This window comes from Streptomyces sp. NPDC031445, assembly GCF_055581365.1.
The window spans coordinates 455,280-474,035 of sequence record NZ_JBVIJO010000005.1 but is presented as its reverse complement, the minus strand read 5'-3'; the positions used below and the strand labels follow the sequence as shown (position 1 = coordinate 474,035).

Here is an 18,756-nt window from a genome sequence, read left to right as displayed (position 1 = left end):
TGGTACTGCAGGGGGGACCCTGTGGGAGAGTAGGACGCCGCCGAACAATTTTTGGGAAAACCCCCGCACCTTCGGTGCGGGGGTTTTCTGCGTTTAGGGTGGTCGCATGAATCTTCTCGCCGGGAACAAGTACGTCGTCCGCGCCATACGGCCCGACGACTGGGAGCGGGTGAAGGAGCTGCGCCTGGACGCGCTGCGCGACCCCGTGGCACACCTCGCCTTTCTCGAGACCTACGAGAACGCCGCGGCCAAGCCGGACTCCTTCTGGCAGGACCGGGCCGTCACCTCCGGGGAGGGTTCCACCACCGCCCGGCAGTTCATCGCCGAGACGTCCGACGGGAGTTGGGCCGGCTCGGTCACCGTACTCGTCGAAGAGGCCGGGACGACGGACTGGGCCGGGTATCCGGTCGAGCGGCGGCAGGGGCACGTCGTGGGGGTTTTCGTACGGCCCGAGCACCGGGGGAACGGGCTGATCGAGGCGTTGTTCGAAGCCGGTCTCGCCTGGGCGTGGGAACAACGGGCCGAGCGGGTGCGGCTGTTCGTCCACGAGGACAACGCGCGAGCGCAGACGGCGTACCGGAAGATCGGCTTCGCACCGAGTGGCCTGGTGGTGTCCTTCTCGAAGGACGAGGCCGAGACGGAGCTGGAGTTCGTGCTGGAGCGGTCCGTCTAGACCGGCAGCTCCTCGTGGGGCCAGCGGGCGCGGGCCTGTTCGCGGGAGCGGAGCAGGGCGAGCGTCGGCAGGCCCCGGCCGGCGCCGGTGGCGAGCAGGGCCGGCAGCTCCGGGATCGGGGCCACGGCCGCGATGTCGTCCAGGACCAGGGTGAGTGGTGGGTCGAGCCGACCGGAGGATGACCGTTCGGCCATGCGCCGGCCGCGCTCGACCACGCTGGAGACGAGGGCCGTCAGGAGCGGCATCGCACCCGGATTGCTCCTCGGGTCCTCGATGGATTCACCGACCACATAAAGCGTGCCCCCTTCCTGGATGAAGGAATCCAAGGCGAGGGCATCATTTCGATTGGGAGTGCAGGCTTCGCGGACGTTGACCGTGGAGAGGGCCGCGAGGGCCCTGCCGGTCAGTTCCTGAGCGATGTCGCGGCGATCGGCGTGGGCGGTGAGGGCCGCCTCCAGCTCGCCGGCGGCGCCCGGGGCTGCCTTGGAGTGGGTGCGGAGAGTGCGGACCGCCTCTTGGACCTGGACGCCCTGGGACCAGCGGTGGACGTGGCGGACGGTGCGGTTCTCCAGCGCGGCGGCGTGCAGGTAGCTGCGCAGGAGTGTGATCGCCGTGTCCGCCACGGCCTGGTCGATCTTCGCGGTGGGGCGCACGGGGGCGAGCAGGGCCGTCGCCCTGTGCAGCGCCGTTTGCTTGTCTTCGCAGCCGGTGGTGGGGGACCAGTGGAGGCGGGCCGGGGTGTCGCAGAGGTGCGTGGGGTCGTAGAGGAGGGTGGGGCCCAGTTTGGCCTTCGCGTCCTTCGTGTCCGACCAGAGGACGGGGTTGGAGGTGACGACGAGGATGGGACCAACGGCGGTCCGGACGGCCTCGGTCGCGGTGGTGTGGCGGTGCTCCCTGGGGGCGATGAGGATCTTCTCCCATCCGCCCGCCCGGCCACCGTCGGCAGGGAAGTCGTCCGGTTCCAGTGGCCCGGCCCCCCTGCGAGGTGCCGGTACCTCGTGCCGAGGGGCGACTGCGGGCATGGCGTCCTCGGAAGCAGGCCCCGCGGACCCGCCGGCCCCGGTCACAGCCCCGGCCCCCACAGCCGGCTCGGCATCCGCCGGCGGCCGGGCCGGCACCGTCTCCCCGCGCTCGGCGGCGGCCCTGCGGGCCCGTCCGGCTCTCCACCGGGCCACCGTTCCCAGGGCGAACACCGTGAGGACGAAGAGGATCATCAGTTGGGCTATGAACAGGCCCCAGAACAGGCCCCAGCCGGAGAGCCGGGACGGCGGGGTGTCCGGCCAGGCGCCGGTGATGTCGTGGGGGCTGCCGATGAGGTGGCGCATGGCCAGGGGCGTGCGGGTGAACGTGACGCCCGTGGGCCAGGCGCCCTGCGTGAACCAGGCCGCCAGGCCGGTCGCCGTCCACACCAGCACCGTCATGCCGAGGAGGAACGCGAGCAGGCCGATCAGCAGACCGTCGGGGATGCCGCCCTGGCCCTCACGACGGCTGTCCCGGCGGTCCTCGCGGCGGTCGTCCGGTCTCACCCTGTGCTCCCCTTACATCCTTCGGCGCCCCGTCGCGTCCCCTTACGCCACCGTCGACTCGGAGTCGCCCACGTGTTGTTCCACGAAGGCCGCGGCCCGTTGCTCGGCCTCCAGTTCCGCCGCGCGCAGGGCGTCGTCGGCCGCGAGGTCGCTGGAGGACTCGGTCATCGCGCGGTCCGTGAAGACCAGCGGCCGTTCCGTCTCCGTGATCAGGTGCTTGACCACCTGGACGTTGCCGTTGACGTCCCAGACCGCGATGCCGGGCGTGAGCGTGGGGATGATCTCCACCGCCCAGCGCGGGAGGCCGAGGACCCGGCCCGTGGCCCTCGCCTCGTCGGCCTTCTGGGCGTAGATCGTCCTGGTCGAGGCCATCTTCAGGATGGCCGCCGCCTCCTTCGCCGCCGCTCCGTCGACGACGTCGGACAGGTGGTGGACCACCGCCACGAAGGACAGGCCGAGCCGGCGGCCGAACTTCAGCAGCCGCTGGAACAGCTGGGCCACGAACGGGCTGTTGATGATGTGCCAGGCCTCCTCGACCAGGAAGATGCGCTTCTTCCGGTCGGGACGGATCCAGGTGTGCTCCAGCCACACGCCGACGATCGCCATGAGGATCGGCATGGCGATGGAGTTGCGGTCGATGTGGGAGAGGTCGAAGACGATCAGCGGGGCGTCCAGGTCGATGCCGACCGTCGTCGGCCCGTCGAACATGCCCCGCAGGTCACCGTCGACCAGCCGGTCCAGGACCAGGGCGACGTCCAGGCCCCACGCCCGTACGTCGTCTATGGCGACGTTCATCGCCTCCGCCGACTCCGGTTCGGGGTGCCGTAGCTGCTCCACGATGTCGGTCAGGACCGGCTGGCGGTCCACGATGGTCTCGTTGACGTACGAGTGGGCGACCTTCAGGGCGAAGCCGGAGCGCTCGTCCAGGCCGTGGCCCATCGCGACCTCGATGATCGTGCGCAGCAGAGCCAGCTGACCGGTGGTGGTGATCGCCGGGTCCAGCGGGTTCAGGCGGATGCCGTGGTCCAGGGCGGCCGTCGGGTCCAGCCGGATCGGCGTTATCCCCAGCTCCTCGGCGATCAGGTTCCATTCGCCGACCCCGTCCTCGCCCTGGGCGTCCAGGACGACGACCTGGCGGTCCTTGAAGCGGAGCTGGCGCAGGACGTAGGTCTTCTCCAGGGCCGACTTGCCGTTGCCGGACTCGCCGAGGACGAGCCAGTGCGGGGCCGGCAGCTGCTGGCCGTAGAGCTGGAAGGGGTCGTAGATGTAGCCCTTGCCGGAGTACACCTCGCGGCCGATGATGACGCCTGAGTCGCCGAGGCCGGGCGCGGCCGTGGGCAGGTAGACGGCCTGGGCCTGGCCCGTGGAGGTGCGCACCGGCAGCCGGGTCGTCTCGACCTTCCCGAAGAGGAAGGAGGTGAAGGCCTCGGTGAGGACGGACAGCGGGTCCCGCATCGGCGAATCAGCCCCTACCTTCGGATGCCGGTGGCGAACGGAAGTGTGTTCACGAAGGCGCGGTGGTGCTCTCGGTCGCACCACTCCAGCTTGAGGTACGACTTGCCGGCGGAGGCCCTTATCGTCCGCTTGTCGCGGGCGAGTGCCTCCGGGGAACGGGAGGAGACGGTGATGTAGCCGACCAGGTTGACGCCGGCGGCGCCGCTGGCGAGGTCCTCGCCGCGCTGGTCGAGGCGGTTGTGCGCGGCGATGTCGCGCGGGTCGACGGTCCGGTTCATCTTGGCGGCGCGGGACGCCTCGGCCTCGTCGTTGGTCTTCTCGGTGAGCATGCGCTCGATGGCGACCTCGGTGGGTTCGAGGTCCATGGTGACGGCGACCGTGCGGATGACGTCCGGGGTGTGGACGAGGAGCGGCGCGAGGAAATTCACGCCGACGGGGGTCATCGGCCATTCCTTCACCCAGGCGGTGGCGTGGCACCAGGGCGCGCGGGTGCTGGACTCGCGGGTCTTGGCCTGGAGGTAGGTGGGCTCCGTGGCGTCCAGCTCGGCCGGCCAGGCGTTGCGCTGGGTCATCGCCTGGATGTGGTCGATGGGGTGGTCGGGGTCGTACATGGAGTGGACGAGGGAGGCCAGCCGCCCCTGACCGAGCGGCTGCCGCACCCGGATGTCGGCCTCCTGGAGCCGCGAGCAGATGTCGGTGAGCTCGCGGGCCATGACGACGGCGAGCCCCGCGTCGCGGTCGACCTTGCCGCCGCGGGCGCGGACGGCGCGGGCCATGGCGTGTGCCTCGGCGGCCAGTTCGCGGGTGTAGTGCATGCAGGCGACGAGGTAGGCGCGGTGCTGCTCGCTGCTGGTGGACACCATGGACTGGAGCTGGTCGTAGGACTGCTGGAGCCAGCCGGGGGAGCGGGGGTCGCCGCGTTGGCCGACGTCCTTGGCGTGCGCGTCCGGGTCGGCGGGCAGGGTCCGGGCGAGCATCTGCAGGCGTGTGACGAAGCCGTCCCCGTTGGCGACGTGCTTGAGCAGGGTGCCGAAGCGGTCGACCAGGGCCTCCTGGTCCTCGGAGTCGCGCAGGCCGACGCCGGGGCCCTCGATCTCGATGGCGGCGGTGACGGTCTTGCGGTCGGCGTGCAGCAGTACGGCGATCTCGTCCGGCCCGAAGGGTGCGGCGAGCCAGGTGATGCGGCCGATGCCCGGGGGCGGGCCGATCTCGATCTCGCGCCCGTCGAGCCGGGTCCCGGCCTCCATGGCGGTGGAGCGGTAGACGGCGCCGCGCTTGACGGTGCGCTTGTAGCTGCGGTTGATCTCGAACCACTTGTAGAACGTGCGGCGCTTGTACGGCACGTAGACCGCGGCGAGCGCGAGCAGCGGGAAGCCGGTCAGCAGCACGATCCGCAGGGGCAGGACCGGGACGAGGAGGCCGCACATCATGCCGAGGAACGCGCCGACGATGATCAGGGCGATCTCGCCGGACTCGCGGTTCCGGCCGACGATCGCGTTCGGCCGGGCGCGGCCGATGAGGTACGTACGGCGGGGCGTGACCGGATGGGACAGGTGGGACTCGGTCGTCAACGCCCTTCACCTCCCGAGCGGTTGTTGCGGGTGTTGCTGGCGTGCGGAGTGTTGACCGGGCTGGACGCGCGGGGCGCGGGTGTGGCGGAGGGGACGGCTCCGCCGCCGGTGGGGGTACGGCTGCTGTGGGCGGCGACGCCTCCGCTGGCGGGGTTGGCCGGGCGGGGGGTGCTGCCGGACGGGCCGCCGGAGGTGTCGGCGCGGGTGCTGTGGGTCTTGATGCCCTGGGCGACGAGGGTGGCCGGGGAGCTGATGACGGCGGCGGCCTTGCTCTCGGCGCCCTGCATGATGCGGTTGCTGCGGGAGCCGGCGAGCTCGTCGCCGAAGCCGGGGACGAAGCGGTAGATCATCGCGCTGGCGAAGATGGCCAGCAGGATGATGGCGAGACCGGAGACGACGGCGGAGAACGCGTCGGGGCCGCTGTCGCCGGAGAGGGCGCCGGCCAGGCCGAGGACGATCACGATGACCGGCTTGACGAGGATGACGGCGATCATGATGCCGGCCCAGCGGCGGACGTGGCCCCACAGGTTCTTGTCGACCAGGCCGGCGTAGACGACGGTGCCGAGGAGGGCGCCGACGTAGAGCAGGGCGGCGCGGATGACGAGCTCCAGCCAGAGGACGCCGGCGGCGAGGATGCTGACCAGGGACACGACGATCAGCATGATGGGGCCGCCGCCGATGTCGTTGCCCTTCTTCAGGGCGCCGGAGAAGGTGCCGAAGAAGGTGTCGGCCTGGTCGCCGGTGGCTTTCGCGAGGACGTCCGTGACGCCGTCCGTCGCCGATACGACGGTGTACAGGATGAGGGGGGTGAAGGCGGAGGCCAGCACGGTGAGCCAGAGGAAGCCGACGGCTTCCGAGATGGCGGTGGTGAGGGGGACACCGCGGACGGCCCGCTTGGCGACGGCCAGGAGCCAGAGGAGGAGCGTGAGGATCGTGGAGGCGGCGAAGACGACGGCGTACTGCTTCAGGAACGCCTGATTGGTGAAGTCGACGTTGGCGGTTTCCTTCACGGCGCCACTGAGCTTGCCGATGGTCCAGGCGGCCGCGTCGGCACAGCCCTTGGCCAGGGAGGCGAGGGGGTCGAGGGTGTCGGTGAGGGGGTTGCCGGGGGTGCCGCCGGAGGATCCGCCGGATGAGCCGCTGTCCTTTTCGCAGAATTGCTTGGCGGCGCCGCGGATCAGGTCGCAGGTGTCGCTGCTCTTGGTGGGGGATGGGGTGGGCTGGGCGAAGGCGCGGGTCGCCAGCAGCATCGTGGCCGCCTGGGCGGCTCCGACGACAGTCGTGATCCTGAGGACGCGGTGGTTAGCGCGCATACGTGAACCCTCCGTACTCCTCGACGGCCTTCGTCATGTCGTCGGCGGTTGAGGCCGTCTGGTCACGGCCCACCGGGACTGGACCGTCCTTCTGCTGGAAGTCGGTGATCTTCCAGTCACCGTCGGCCCACTTCATCTTGTACGTCGTGGTGTACCAACTCTCGGTCACCGGATTCTTGGAGGCTTCACCGGAGAGGCCGAACAGCGACGTGTACCAGACCTCGACCGTCGTCGCGTCCGCCCCCGACGAAGTGACCTTCGTGCCGACGGGGATGACCCGGGAGACGAACGTCTGGCCCTTCGGAGCCGTGCCGTCCTTGGCCAATCCGATGTTGGCGAGGAACCTCTCGTTCGAGTAGGCGCTGTCCATGGCCGACTGCTTGGCCGTGGCCACCTCCGGGGTATAGACGGTGTCCACGATCCGGTGCCGCCAGGCAGTGTCGAACATTTCGGTGGATCCCAGGGCCACGGCGTAATTCGCCGCCGCGCTCTGTGCTCCCTGTTCGGTGTGCGGGAACCCGGACGGGATGTTGCCGGTCTTCGTCTCCACCGGTTTGGTCCCGCTTGCCGCGGTCGACGCCGCTCGCGGCTGATCGTTCTTCGCTGTCGCCCCCTCACCCGGTGAATCGTCCCCCCGGTTCGCGAAGGCGATGGCGGCGATGAGGAGGACCACTACGCCTACCACCGTGATCAGGCTGCGGGAGGAGGAGCGGTGGGGGCGGCGGGGGGCGCCGCCGTAGGGGTCGGGGTCGGGGAGGCGGGTGCGGGTGTGGCCCGTCTCGGGGTAGTCGTAGCCCTGTTCGTCTCCGGGACTCATGCCGTGTGCGCTCCCTCACCCTCGTAGGCATACGACGGTAGCCGTGCTGGTTCCCGCGGGGGCGCGGTGTGGTGACTCGACATCAGGGAGACGCAACCTCAGCCGGTGGGCACGACGGGTGGGTGGGGTGGAGGGGCGGGGTCAGACCGCCATGCCGTACACGATCGTGAACAGCGTGCCGAGGGATCCGATGATGAACACCCCGGTGAGACCGGCGATGATGAGGCCCTTGCCCTGTTCGGCGCTGAAGGTGTCCCGCAGGGCCGTGGCGCCGATGCGCTGCTTCGCCGCGCCCCACACCGCGATGCCGAGGCAGAGGAGGATGGCCACGGCCATGACCACCTCGATCATCACCTTGGCCTCGTTGCCCAGGCTGCCGAAGGGGCCCCAGTCCGGAGCGATCCCGCCGATGATGGTGTTGATGTCTCCCTTGTCGGCCGCAAAGAGCATGTAAGTCACCGCCCCTGGTGGGTAGTTCCGTGAGTGCCCCTGCGGTTGTGCAGAGGTCAGGCCTCATTGTCGCCGACAACGTCGCCAACGTATGTCGACTTGACGTCATTGACTGGCGCGTTTCGTATGAATGGCCCGTACGGTCACTCTGTGTATCATGACTGGTCACGCTGGGCAACGAAGTCGGAGTGGTCCCGGCCGGGTGACGCGTCGCGTCGATGTTCTCACGGTGGACCGGGAAACGGGTCAAGGCCGGGATGGCGGTGACGACGTTCGGGTCGCCGGAGACGGGGAATCGGGGGTTTCACAGGAAAATCTCAGCCAAGCCGGAACGGGATTCTCACCTTCGTCGGACAGAGTGGGGCCTGATGAAGCGCACCTCACGCATCTCGGTCACCTCACGGCCCGCGTTGCTCGGAGCTGTGGTGCTGCTGACCGTGACGACGTCCTCCGTGGCCGCGGCGGACGACGGGCGGGGCCCCCTCGGGGTCACCGCCGACACCGTCGCGACCCGGCACAGCGCGCGAGTGGGCGCGCTGTTCGACGCCGACCGGGCGGGCAGGCTCGCCGGCGGCCACTTCTGCACCGCCTCGGTGGTGCACAGCGCGCAGGGCGATCTGATCGTCACCGCGGCGCACTGCGTGGCCGGCGCCGACGGCGATCTGGTGTTCGTGCCGGGCTACCGGGACGGGCGGGCCCCGCACGGGGTGTGGAGGGTGACCCGGCGGTTCCTGCCGGACGGGTGGGCCAAGGGGCAGGACGAGGACAGCGACGTCGCCTTCGCCGCCGTGGCCGCGCGGGACGGCGAGCGGGTGGAGGACGTGGTCGGCGCCAACCGGTTCACGACCGGGGCGGCCACCGGTGCCACCGCGGTCACCGTCACCGGCTACCCCGACTCCCGTGAGGTGCCCATCAGCTGCACCAACAGGCCGGTTCCGCACAGCAGCACCCAGCAGCGCATCGACTGCCCCGACTTCACGAGCGGCACCAGTGGCAGCCCCTGGGTGAACGGTGACGGCCAGGTCGTCGGCGTGCTCGGCGGCCATGAACAGGGCGGTTCCACGCCGGACACGTCGTACAGCGTGGTCCTGGGCGGCGAGGCGGGGGAGCTGTACCGGGACGCCACGGCCGGGCGCTGAGCGAGGCCGCCGGGCCGGCTGAGAGGGCGTCACCTGTACGCCATCACCTGTGAAATGACGCCACTTCGCGCAGGAATGGCCTTGAACCGCGCCCGCATGGGGGAAAGTTGAACCGTGCGGAAGGTATGGGTGTTCGGTGGAGCGGCCGTCGGGCTCGGCATGGGCTTCGTCATGCTGCTCGTCGTCGGGGTGTATCTCGTGGCCGGGAACCTGGTGGGCGGGGTGACGTCGGGGAGCCGGGGGCTGGCCAAGGGGGCCGTTCCGGCCGCCTACAAGACGCTGGTGCAGAAGTGGGGCAACCTGTGCCCGGCGCTCAGTCCCGCGCTGCTCGCCGCGCAGCTCTACCAGGAGAGCGGCTGGAACCCGACCGTCGTCAGCCCGGCCGACGCCCGCGGGATCGCGCAGTTCATCCCGAGCACCTGGGCGACGCACGGGATCGACGGCGACGGGGACGGCAAGCGGGACATCTGGGATCCGGACGACGCGATCCCGTCGGCCGCCTCCTACGACTGCGAGCTGGCGAAGTACGTGAAGGACGTGCCGGGGAACGTCTCCGACAACATGCTCGCCGCCTACAACGCGGGCGCCTACCGCGTCATCCGGGCGGGCGGGGTTCCGGCCATCAGCGAGACGCAGAACTACGTCCAGCGGATCCGCAGCCTGGAGAAGAGCTTCGCCGCACCGGTCACCCGGATCGACCCCACCCGGCAGGCCGCCGGCGCCATCGCCTTCGCGCAGAGCAGGCTCGGCACGCCGTACCTGTGGGGCGGCAACGGCACCCCCGACCAGGGCGGGCGCTTCGACTGCTCCGGGCTGACCAAGGCCGCGTACGAGAAGGTCGGGATCACCCTGCCGCGCGTGGCCAACGACCAGTACAACGCCGGGCCGCACCCCTCGCGGGACCAGTTGCTCCCGGGCGACCTGGTGTTCTTCTCCGACGACCTCACCGACTCCCGGGCGATCCGGCACGTCGGCATCTACGTCGGCGGCGGATACATGATCGACGCCCCGCGCACGGGCGCGGTGATCCGGTTCGACCCCATCGACACACCCGACTACTTCGGTGCCACCCGGGTCACCGAAGATGGCGCGAAAGCACTCCCCACGAAGGTGTGAACCGAGCGTGAACCCATGCCCTGAGCTGGGGCGACGAGTCTCTCTTCGATAACGTCTGCGTGATCATTCAGTGGAGAGTGGAACGTATAGGCGGTGGGCATGCGTTCCTGTTGACGTAGCCGAGCGGACGTCAGTGCGGCAGTGCAGCGGAAGCGGATCTACGAACCACGGGGAGCTGGTGCGACGCACACGAGGTGCGTCCGGGAAGACGACGAAGGGGCCGCAGCACGATGGCTGTACTCGCCGAATCCGGATCGAACCCCGACGTCGAGCTGCTCTACGACATCAACGGCCTGGCCAAGGACGCGCCGCACTGGTTCGACCGGGTCATGGAGTTCGTCGGTGAGTACGGCCTGCTGCTCGCCATGGTGCTGCTGGTCCTGTGGTGCTGGTGGTCCGTGCGGCGCCGGGGCGGCGAGGAGGCCGCGCCCTCGGTGGCCGCGCTGGTGTGGGCGCCGCTCGCGGCCGGTCTCGCGGTGCTGGTGAACGTGCCGATACGGGGTTTCGTGGAGCGGCCCCGTCCCTTCGTGGACCACCAGGGCCTGGACGTCCTCGTCTCCGGCAAGACCGACTTCTCCTTCGTCAGCGACCACGCGACGATCACGATGGCGCTCGGCGTGGGGCTCTTCGTCGCCCACCGCCGCTTCGGCCTCGCCGGCATCGGCCTCGCCCTGCTGGAAGGCTTCTGCCGGGTCTACATGGGCGTGCACTACCCGACCGACGTCGTCGGCGGCTTCGCCCTCGGTACGGCGGTCGTCCTGCTGCTGTCCCCGCTCGCCACGGCGCTGCTCACCCCGCTGATGCGGGCCGTGGAGCGCTCGCCGCGCGCGGGCTGGCTGGTGCGGCGGCGCTCCGCGGGGACGGGCGGCCCCGGCAACGCCCTCCTGCCCGGCGCCCGCAAGCCCCTGGACACGGAGGAACGAGACCTCGCGGCCTAGCCGCAGGTACGCGGCGCCTCAGCGGCGCGGGCGGGGTGGTCCGGGGGCCTACCCGGAAGGGTGGGGTGGCCCAGGGATGTGCCCGGCGTCTGGCCGCGGGGGTGCGGGGTGCCCGATATGCAGCCGCCGGGGCGGGCGGTGGCCGGGGAGGGGTACGACGTATCGCGTGCCGTGGCGTGCCCGCCGGACCGCCGCTCGTCGCGTTCGTCACATCGCCGTTCCGGGTACGCCCATCCCGTCCCTGGCCGGAGGCGGCGGGTCACCGGTTCCGGCCGCTACGGGCTCCGCGCGGGAGGGTATGCCCTGCCCGTCTCCGGCCGGCGGTAGCCGGGTCGCCGGTCCCGGCTGCTACAGGCCCGGCGCGGGTGGGTACGCCCTGCCCGTCCCCGGCCGCTACAGCCTCTGCGCGCGCAGACAGGCCATCCCGTCCCCGGCCGGCGGTAGGCGGGACGCCGCCCGCTACAGGCCCTGCGTGTAGGAGAAGAAGCGCTGGGGGTCGTACTGCTGCTTCACCTTGGACAGCCGGGACGCCGCGTCCCCGTAGTACGCCTTCCGCCAGTCCTTCAGCGTCGGGTCGCTGTAGTTCTGGTAGGCGGCGCCCGAGGCGTACGGCTTCATCGCCTGGTGCGCCGAGGTCAGCCAGGACTGGGCGGTGGAGCCGGAGGCCCCCGCGCCCCAGGAGGCGATGTACTGCGCCAGCATCCGCGAGCGGCGGTGGACGAAGGCCGTCGCGGTCGGGGAGACCCGGTTGACCGCGCCGCCGAGCGCGGTGAACGCGATGCTGCCCGCGCCGCCCCGCACCGCGGCGATCTGCTTCAGCACGGTCTGGATGCCGGCCGCGGACAGCGAGCGGTCGAAGAAGTCGGAGCGGGCCGCGTACGTCTCCCGGCCCAGCTTGCCCTGCGGGGAGCGGCCCGGGGTGGAGCCGGGCAGGTGGCACTGGGCGTCGGTGGAGAAGGAGGAGCAGCCGGCGTAGATCTCCATGGCCTCCTCGTAGCCCCGGCGGCGCAGGGAGACGGAGGAGGCGTCGGCGCCCGCGAGGTGGGCCAGGCGGTCGACGGCGTTCTGGAGTTCGCCGTAGGTGCCGAGGGAGAAGCAGGCCACCGAGATGGTCGGGGTGCGGCCCGGGGAGCACGCCAGGTGCAGGGAGGACCAGATCTCGTCGGGCTGGCTCGGGCCCCACTCCTGCCACGCCTGCAGCACCTTGGCGGCCTTGGCCCACGGCCAGGTCAGGTAGGCGGTCACGGCCTGCGGTGCGGCATGGGTCCGGAACTGCAGCTCGGTGACGACGCCGAAGTTGCCGTTGCCGGCGCCGCGCAGCGCCCAGAACAGGTCCTTGTTGGTGCTCGCGTTCGCCGTGAGCTGTTTGCCGTCCGCGGTGATCAGGGTGGCCTGGGTGAGGCTGTCGCAGGTCAGGCCGTAGGCGCGGGAGGCGACGCCGTGGCCGCCGCCGAGCACCAGGCCGGAGACGCCGACGGTGGGGCAGGAGCCCGCCGGTATGGTCACGCCCTTCGCGGCCAGCGCGCGGTAGACGTCGATCAGCTTGGCGCCGGCGCCGACGACGGCCTGGCCGCCGCTCGCCCGGACCCGGTTCAGCCGGGACACGTCGACGATCAGCCGGTTGTCGCCGGAGGAGTAGCCGGCGTAGGAGTGGCCGCCGTTGCGTATGGACACCTTCACGCCGTGCGCGTGGGCGTAGGCGAGGGTGGTGCGGATGTCGGCGGTGTGCGCGACGTAGGCCACCGCGGCGGGCTTCAGCCCGTCGAAGCGGGTGTTGTACAGCTGGTGGGCGGTCGGCCAGCTCGCGTCGCCGGGCCGCACCAGGGTGCCGTCCAGGTCACGGGCGAGGGCCGCCCAGTTCGCCGCGGCGGTCGCGCTGGTGGTCCTGATGCCCGGCAGCGAGGTCGCGCGCGACGGCGTCCCGGGGTGGTCCGCCGCGGGGGCGGACGAACCCCCGCCCGCACCGCACGCGGTCAGTGCGGTCGTCGCGAGGGCGGCCGCGCCGCCCGAGATGAACGTACGCCGTTCCATGTCCGTCGCCTTTCCTCGGCTGTCGTGGAACGAAGACGACGCGCCGCACCCAGAAGTTCCCCCAGCCGGGTGAGGAACATCGAAGACATGTTCGCACAACCCGGTCATCGGAACCTTCGCGTGCCCTCCCCGTGAGCATTCCGTGACCTCACCAGGCCGACGGCAGGGGTTCACCCCTCGTTCACTTCCGGCCATCGGCGGCTTCACCTGATCTGCCTAATTTCGGCCTTACCGGGTGCCGAGTGCGGCCATGAACGCGCTCACGCACCTCTACTACCTCGCGCGCCGCCGACAGCGGCGGCTCCTGGAAGGAACTCCCGAAAGTGAAGCTTCAGCGCAAGAACCGGCTGCGCGCCCTGTCTCTCGGTGCTGTCGCCGTCACCGGCGCCCTGGCCCTGACGGCGTGCGGCTCCGACGACAACGGCGGCGGCGGAAGTGCGTCGGGCAACCCGTCCACGTCCGCCCAGGCCAGCTCGATCAAGTGCGACGACGCCAAGGGTCAGCTCCTCGCAGACGGCTCCTCCGCGCAGAAGAACGCCATCGACGCCTGGGTGAAGAGCTTCTCCCAGGCCTGCGGCGTGCAGATCAACTACAAGGGCGGCGGCTCCGGCGCCGGTGTGACCGCGTTCACGCAGGGCCAGGTCGCCTTCGCCGGTTCCGACTCGCCGCTGAAGCCCGAAGAGGTCACCGCCTCCAAGCAGATCTGCAAGGGCGGCCAGGGCATCGACCTGCCGATGGTCGGCGGCCCCATCGCCATCGGTTACAACGTCCCGGGTGTCGACAACCTGGTCCTGGACGCCCCGACCCTCGCCAAGATCTTCGACAGCAAGATCACCAAGTGGAACGACCCGGCGATCGCCGCCCTGAACAAGGGCGTGAAGCTCCCCGACCTGAAGATCCAGGCGTTCCACCGCTCGGACGAGTCCGGCACCACGGACAACTTCACCAAGTACCTGATCGCCACCACCCCGGACAACTGGAAGTACTCCGGCGGCAAGGCCTGGCAGGCCAAGGGCGGCCAGTCCGCTCCGCAGTCCGCGGGTGTGGCCCAGCAGGTGAAGCAGACCTCCGGCGCCATCGGCTACTTCGAGCTGTCCTACGTCAAGGACGGTCTCAAGGCCGTGTCCATCAACACCGGCGCCAGCAAGCCGGTCGCGCCGAGCTCCGAGAGCGCCACCGCCGACATCGCCGCCGCGCAGGTCGTCGGCACCGGCAAGGACCTCTCGCTGAAGCTGGACTACAAGACCAAGGCCGAGGGCGCCTACCCGATCACCCTGGTCACCTACGAGATCGCGTGTGACAAGGGCAACAAGGCGGACACCCTGCCCGCCACCAAGGCCTTCCTGCGCTACATCGCCAGCGAGGACGGCCAGAAGATCCTCCCGAGCATCGGCTACGCGCCCGTGCCCGCCGACATCATCTCCAAGGTCCGCACGACCATCGAGGGCCTGAGCTGACCTGATCCGAGAGTGCGGCCCGGTACCCGACGGGGCCGGGCCGCACCGTCCGGTGCACCGCCGCCATGAGCCGCGGCCCCCTCGGGGGCACGGCTCCGCAGACCGGAGAACCCGATGGACATATCGACGACAACCGACGTACCTCCTCCTGCCCCCCAGCCCACGGTCGCCGAGCGGAAGCGCGCGGCCCGTGGCGCCACCCGCCCCGGTGACCGTGTCTTCCTCGGGCTCTCCCGAGGCTCCGGCATCCTGCTGCTGGTGATCATGGCCGCCATCGCGGTCTTCCTCACCTACCGCGCCGCCCTCGCGATCAGCAAGGACCACGCGAACTTCCTCACCACGTTCGAGTGGAACACCAATGTCCTCGAACCGAAGTTCGGCATCGCGGTCCTGGTCTTCGGCACGATCGTCTCCTCGGTCATCGCCATGGTCATCGCGGTCCCGGTCGCGGTCGCCATCGCGCTGTTCATCACGCACTACGCCCCGCGCCGCATGTCAGGACCGGTCGCCTACGTGATCGACCTGCTCGCCGCCGTGCCGTCCATCGTGTACGGCCTGTGGGGCGCCCTCGTGCTCGTCCCGCACATGAACGGCCTGTTCGGCTGGCTCGACGAGTTCTTCGGCTGGACCGGCGTCTTCTCCTGGGACCAGGGCGCGCCGCGCTCGATGCTCACCGTCGGCATCCTGCTCGCGATCATGATCCTGCCGATCATCACCAACGTGAGCCGTGAGGTCTTCCGCCAGGTCCCGCAGATGCACGAGGAGGCGGCCCTGGCCCTCGGCGCCACGCGCTGGGAGGTCGTCCGCATGTCCGTGCTGCCCTTCGGCCGCTCCGGTGTGATCTCCGCCTCCATGCTCGGGCTCGGGCGCGCGCTCGGCGAGACGATCGCCGTCGCCACCGTGCTCTCGCCGTCCTTCGACATCCAGGCCAGCCTGCTCAACCCGGGCGGCGGCACCTTCGCCCAGAACATCGCCAGCAAGTTCAGCGAGGCGAACGAGTTCGGCCGGGACGCGCTCATCGCCTCCGGTCTGGTCCTGTTCGTCATCACCCTGCTGGTCAACGGCGCCGCCCGGCTGATCATCACCCGTCGCGCGGAGTACTCGGGGGCCAACGCATGAGCAGCGCAGCCGTCACCGACAAGCGGCACAGCACCCTGCGTGCCGCGAGCCTGCCCCGGTGGACGCCGTGGGCCATCGCCGCCGGCTCCCTCGTCCTGGGCATCGTCATCAGCCTGGCCGCCGGCCTGGACAGCAAGGTCCAGTGGGGTCTGATCGCCGCCGTCCTCTTCGTCCTCGGCACGTTCGGCATCGCCGCGCGCGTCGAAGGCCGCCGCCAGGCCAAGGACCGCGTCGCCACCAGCCTCGTCTGGGTGGCCTTCCTGCTCGCCGTGGTGCCGCTGGTCTCCCTGATCTGGGTGACCGTCGTGCGCGGTGTGAAGGTTTTCGACGTCTACTTCCTGACCCACTCGATGGGGGTCGTCGCCGACACCGAGCCCGGCGGCGGCATCTACCACGCCATCATCGGCAGCCTGGAGCAGGTCGGCCTCGCCACCCTCATCGGCGCCCCGATCGGCGTGCTCACTGCGATCTACCTGGTCGAGTACGGCCGGGGCCGGCTCGCCAAGGCCGTCACGTTCTTCGTCGACGTCATGACGGGCATCCCGTCGATCGTCGCGGGCCTGTTCATCCTCAGCCTGCTGCTCATATTCAAGATGGGGCCCTTCGGCTTCGCCGGTTCGCTGGCCCTGGCCATCCTGATGATGCCGGTCGTCGTCCGCTCCACCGAGGAGATGCTCAAGCTCGTCCCGAACGAGCTGCGGGAGGCGTCGCTGGCGCTCGGCGTGCCCAAGTGGCGGACCATCCTGAAGGTGGTCCTGCCGACCTCCATCGGAGGCATCACCACCGGCGTCATGCTGGCGGTCGCCCGTATCGCCGGCGAGACCGCGCCCGTGCTGCTGCTGGTGTTCGGCAACCCGTTCATCAACAACAACCCCTTCGAGGGCGCCCAGGCGTCGCTGCCGCTGTACATCTACCAGCAGTTCGCCAACAGCGCGGGCTCCGGCGCGGCGTTCGACCGCGCGTGGGCGGCGGCCCTCACGCTGATCGCCTTCGTGATGATCCTCAACCTGGTGGCCCGCGGCATCGCCCGCTGGAAGGCCCCCAAGACCGGTCGCTGAGGCGACTATCTCCGGCTCCGCCGGGCGGGGCCCCACAGCGACCGAGCTTGAATTTCTGGAAGTGAAGCAGACATGGCCAAGCGAATCGACGTAAGCGGCCTCACCGCCTTCTACGGCTCCCACAAGGCGATCGAGGACATCTCGATGACCGTGGAGCCGCGGTCGGTGACGGCGTTCATCGGCCCCTCCGGCTGCGGCAAGTCGACGTTCCTGCGCACGCTGAACCGCATGCACGAGGTCACCCCCGGCGGGCGCGTCGAGGGCAAGGTGCTCCTGGACGACGAGGACCTGTACGGCGCCGGGGTCGACCCGGTGTCCGTCCGCCGTGAGGTGGGCATGGTCTTCCAGCGTCCGAACCCGTTCCCCACGATGTCGATCTTCGACAACGTGGCGGCGGGGCTGCGGCTGAACGGCAACTACAAGAAGTCGGAACTGAACGACGTCGTCGAGAAGTCCCTCAAGGGCGCGAACCTCTGGAACGAGGTGAAGGACCGCCTGAACAAGCCGGGCTCCGGCCTGTCCGGCGGTCAGCAGCAGCGGCTGTGCATCGCCCGGGCGATCGCCGTCGAGCCGGACGTGCTGCTGATGGACGAGCCCTGCTCCGCCCTGGACCCGATCTCCACCCTCGCCATCGAGGACCTGATCGGTGAGCTGAAGGAGCGGTTCACGATCGTCATCGTGACGCACAACATGCAGCAGGCGGCGCGGGTCTCGGACCGTACGGCGTTCTTCAACCTCGCGGCGGTCGGACAGCCCGGCCGGCTGATCGAGATCGACGACACGGAGCGGATCTTCTCCAACCCGTCGGTCCAGGCCACGGAGGACTACATCTCCGGCCGCTTCGGCTGATCCCACGATCCCCTCGCGGTGCTGCATGGCGGTGCCACCGCGAGGACGCAAAGGGCCCGCCCCTGGCTCCCGGGGGCGGGCCCACTGCGTTGTCTGTCACGCCGTCACTGCGTCCGGCTTCGGCGTCCGGGGGTCTTCGGGGCTTCGCCCCTCGCCCCGGTTCCCGCTCGCCCAAGCGACCCGGTCGGCCGGAGGGCACGACTCGGGTCCGGGCGACCGGGCCGGGAGGACGGTCCCGGCTACAGCGCCACCACCTTGACCAACCCGAAGGCCAGGGCGGCGACCAGGGCCGCTGCCGGCATCGTGATGAACCAGCCCAGGATGATGTTCTTGGCCACGCCCCAGCGGACGGCGTTGACGCGCTTGGTCGCGCCCACGCCCATGATGGCCGAGGTGATGACGTGGGTCGTGGAGATCGGCGCCTTGAAGAGGAACGCCGTGGTGAACATGATCGACGCGCCGGTCGTCTCGGCGGCGAAGCCCTGCGGCGGGTCCAGCTCGATGATCTTGCGGCCCAGCGTGCGCATGATCCGCCAGCCGCCCGCGTAGGTGCCGAGGGACAGCATGATCGCGCAGACGATCTTCACCCAGACCGGGATCGGGTCGCCGTACGTCTCATGGCCGGAAATCACCAGTGCCATGACGACGACGCCCATCGTCTTCTGGGCGTCCTGGAGACCGTGGCCCAGCGCCATGCCGGCCGCCGAGACGGTCTGGGCTATGCGGAAGCCGCGCTTGGCCTTGTGCGGGTTGGCCCGGCGGAAGAGCCACAGGATCGCCGTCATGACCAGGTAGCCGATGATCAGGCCGACGACCGGGGACACGAACATCGGGATGATGACCTTGTCGACCACCCCGTGCCAGATCACCGTCGTGCCGCCCGCCAGCGCCGCGCCCACCAGGCCGCCGAACAGGGCGTGCGAGGAGGAGGACGGCAGGCCGTAGTACCAGGTGACCAGGTTCCAGACGATCGCGCCGAGCAGGGCCGCGAAGAGGATCCCCATGCCGGTGGAGCCCTGGGGGGTCTCGATCAGGCCCTCGCTGACCGTCTTGGCGACGCCGGAGCCCAGGAAGGCGCCGGCGAGGTTCATCACGGCCGCCATGGCGAGGGCCGCCCGCGGGGTCAGCGCCCGCGTCGACACCGACGTCGCGATGGCGTTCGCCGAGTCGTGGAAACCGTTGGTGTACGTGAAGAAGAGCGCGACCGCGATGGTCACGATCAGGGCGAAGGTGTCCATCGACGC

General features: G+C 70.2%; 16 protein-coding genes. 8 read left to right on the top strand and 8 right to left on the bottom strand.

Annotated features, from left to right (window positions below):
• The first annotated feature begins 106 nt into the window (after positions 1-106).
• Complete coding sequence (locus ACZ5DC_RS17320; protein ID WP_468653527.1) at positions 107-673, top strand: GNAT family N-acetyltransferase; 567 nt, start codon at positions 107-109, stop codon at positions 671-673.
• Here ACZ5DC_RS17320 and ACZ5DC_RS17315 read toward each other — a convergent pair.
• From ACZ5DC_RS17315 to ACZ5DC_RS17290, 6 genes are all read right to left on the bottom strand, one after another.
• Complete coding sequence (locus ACZ5DC_RS17315) at positions 670-2,199, bottom strand: type IV secretory system conjugative DNA transfer family protein (protein ID WP_468653525.1); 1,530 nt, start codon at positions 2,197-2,199, stop codon at positions 670-672. The genes ACZ5DC_RS17320 and ACZ5DC_RS17315 overlap by 4 nt on opposite strands.
• Positions 2,200-2,241: 42 nt before the next feature.
• Positions 2,242-3,654: an ATP-binding protein gene (locus ACZ5DC_RS17310; RefSeq protein ID WP_468653523.1), complete on the bottom strand. Its 1,413-nt coding sequence runs from the start codon at positions 3,652-3,654 to the stop codon at positions 2,242-2,244.
• A 14-nt stretch (positions 3,655-3,668) separates the two neighbouring features.
• The gene (locus tag ACZ5DC_RS17305) at positions 3,669-5,225 is read right to left on the bottom strand and encodes an SCO6880 family protein (RefSeq protein ID WP_058081040.1); all 1,557 of its coding nucleotides are present in this window, start codon (positions 5,223-5,225) and stop codon (positions 3,669-3,671) included.
• Positions 5,222-6,538, bottom strand: coding sequence for a hypothetical protein (locus ACZ5DC_RS17300; protein WP_468653521.1), 1,317 nt, complete (start codon positions 6,536-6,538; stop codon positions 5,222-5,224). Before ACZ5DC_RS17300 ends, ACZ5DC_RS17305 begins: the two co-directional genes overlap by 4 nt.
• Positions 6,528-7,355, bottom strand: a complete 828-nt coding sequence (locus ACZ5DC_RS17295; RefSeq protein WP_468653519.1) for a DUF8175 domain-containg protein — start codon at positions 7,353-7,355, stop codon at positions 6,528-6,530. The genes ACZ5DC_RS17300 and ACZ5DC_RS17295 overlap by 11 nt, the downstream gene beginning before the upstream one ends.
• A 141-nt stretch (positions 7,356-7,496) precedes the next feature.
• Entirely contained in the window at positions 7,497-7,805 is a 309-nt protein-coding gene (locus ACZ5DC_RS17290; protein ID WP_014673544.1) for a hypothetical protein, read from the bottom strand.
• A gap of 368 nt (positions 7,806-8,173) precedes the next feature.
• On the opposite strand from ACZ5DC_RS17290, the gene ACZ5DC_RS17285 reads away from it, so the two are divergent.
• From ACZ5DC_RS17285 to ACZ5DC_RS17275, 3 genes are all read left to right on the top strand, one after another.
• Entirely contained in the window at positions 8,174-8,944 is a 771-nt protein-coding gene (locus tag ACZ5DC_RS17285) for a trypsin-like serine peptidase (protein ID WP_468653517.1), read from the top strand.
• A gap of 114 nt (positions 8,945-9,058) precedes the next feature.
• Positions 9,059-10,060 carry a C40 family peptidase gene (locus ACZ5DC_RS17280; RefSeq protein ID WP_468653515.1) on the top strand — a complete coding sequence of 334 codons (1,002 nt, stop codon included), beginning with the start codon at positions 9,059-9,061 and terminating at the stop codon, positions 10,058-10,060.
• Between the two features lie 230 nt (positions 10,061-10,290).
• Positions 10,291-10,998 carry a phosphatase PAP2 family protein gene (locus ACZ5DC_RS17275; RefSeq protein WP_366754735.1) on the top strand — a complete coding sequence of 236 codons (708 nt, stop codon included), beginning with the start codon at positions 10,291-10,293 and terminating at the stop codon, positions 10,996-10,998.
• A gap of 459 nt (positions 10,999-11,457) precedes the next feature.
• Here the strand turns inward: ACZ5DC_RS17275 and ACZ5DC_RS17270 are convergent, their stop codons facing one another.
• Positions 11,458-13,029: an FAD-binding oxidoreductase gene (locus tag ACZ5DC_RS17270; protein ID WP_468653513.1), complete on the bottom strand. Its 1,572-nt coding sequence runs from the start codon at positions 13,027-13,029 to the stop codon at positions 11,458-11,460.
• A 323-nt stretch (positions 13,030-13,352) separates the two neighbouring features.
• Between ACZ5DC_RS17270 and pstS the strand changes: the two genes are divergently transcribed.
• The 4 genes from pstS to pstB all read left to right on the top strand — a co-directional run bounded on the left by pstS (position 13,353) and on the right by pstB (position 17,512).
• Positions 13,353-14,486: a phosphate ABC transporter substrate-binding protein PstS gene (pstS, locus tag ACZ5DC_RS17265; RefSeq protein WP_468653511.1), complete on the top strand. Its 1,134-nt coding sequence runs from the start codon at positions 13,353-13,355 to the stop codon at positions 14,484-14,486.
• A gap of 114 nt (positions 14,487-14,600) precedes the next feature.
• Positions 14,601-15,605, top strand: coding sequence for a phosphate ABC transporter permease subunit PstC (pstC, locus tag ACZ5DC_RS17260; RefSeq protein ID WP_468653509.1), 1,005 nt, complete (start codon positions 14,601-14,603; stop codon positions 15,603-15,605).
• Complete coding sequence (gene pstA, locus ACZ5DC_RS17255) at positions 15,602-16,663, top strand: phosphate ABC transporter permease PstA (protein ID WP_468653507.1); 1,062 nt, start codon at positions 15,602-15,604, stop codon at positions 16,661-16,663. The genes pstC and pstA overlap by 4 nt, the downstream gene beginning before the upstream one ends.
• A 72-nt stretch (positions 16,664-16,735) precedes the next feature.
• Complete coding sequence (pstB, locus tag ACZ5DC_RS17250; protein ID WP_468653505.1) at positions 16,736-17,512, top strand: phosphate ABC transporter ATP-binding protein PstB; 777 nt, start codon at positions 16,736-16,738, stop codon at positions 17,510-17,512.
• 239 nt (positions 17,513-17,751) lie between these two features.
• On the opposite strand, the gene ACZ5DC_RS17245 is transcribed toward pstB, so the two are convergent.
• A complete protein-coding gene (locus ACZ5DC_RS17245) occupies positions 17,752-18,750 on the bottom strand; it encodes an inorganic phosphate transporter (protein ID WP_366754729.1) in 999 nt (332 codons plus the stop codon).
• Positions 18,751-18,756 lie beyond the last annotated feature (6 nt).

What these genes read in the sequence shown, in the direction of transcription:
- ACZ5DC_RS17275 (WP_366754735.1), top strand. Translation starts at nt 10,291, where the DNA reads ATGGCTGTACTCGCCGAATCCGGATCGAACCCCGACGTCGAGCTGCTC.
- ACZ5DC_RS17285 (WP_468653517.1), top strand. Translation starts at nt 8,174, where the DNA reads ATGAAGCGCACCTCACGCATCTCGGTCACCTCACGGCCCGCGTTGCTC.
- pstC (WP_468653509.1), top strand. Translation starts at nt 14,601, where the DNA reads ATGGACATATCGACGACAACCGACGTACCTCCTCCTGCCCCCCAGCCC.
- ACZ5DC_RS17320 (WP_468653527.1), top strand. Translation starts at nt 107, where the DNA reads ATGAATCTTCTCGCCGGGAACAAGTACGTCGTCCGCGCCATACGGCCC.
- ACZ5DC_RS17290 (WP_014673544.1), bottom strand. Translation starts at nt 7,805, where the DNA reads ATGCTCTTTGCGGCCGACAAGGGAGACATCAACACCATCATCGGCGGG.
- ACZ5DC_RS17310 (WP_468653523.1), bottom strand. Translation starts at nt 3,654, where the DNA reads ATGCGGGACCCGCTGTCCGTCCTCACCGAGGCCTTCACCTCCTTCCTC.
- ACZ5DC_RS17245 (WP_366754729.1), bottom strand. Translation starts at nt 18,750, where the DNA reads ATGGACACCTTCGCCCTGATCGTGACCATCGCGGTCGCGCTCTTCTTC.
- pstB (WP_468653505.1), top strand. Translation starts at nt 16,736, where the DNA reads ATGGCCAAGCGAATCGACGTAAGCGGCCTCACCGCCTTCTACGGCTCC.
- ACZ5DC_RS17300 (WP_468653521.1), bottom strand. Translation starts at nt 6,538, where the DNA reads ATGCGCGCTAACCACCGCGTCCTCAGGATCACGACTGTCGTCGGAGCC.
- ACZ5DC_RS17270 (WP_468653513.1), bottom strand. Translation starts at nt 13,029, where the DNA reads ATGGAACGGCGTACGTTCATCTCGGGCGGCGCGGCCGCCCTCGCGACG.
- pstA (WP_468653507.1), top strand. Translation starts at nt 15,602, where the DNA reads ATGAGCAGCGCAGCCGTCACCGACAAGCGGCACAGCACCCTGCGTGCC.
- ACZ5DC_RS17295 (WP_468653519.1), bottom strand. Translation starts at nt 7,355, where the DNA reads ATGAGTCCCGGAGACGAACAGGGCTACGACTACCCCGAGACGGGCCAC.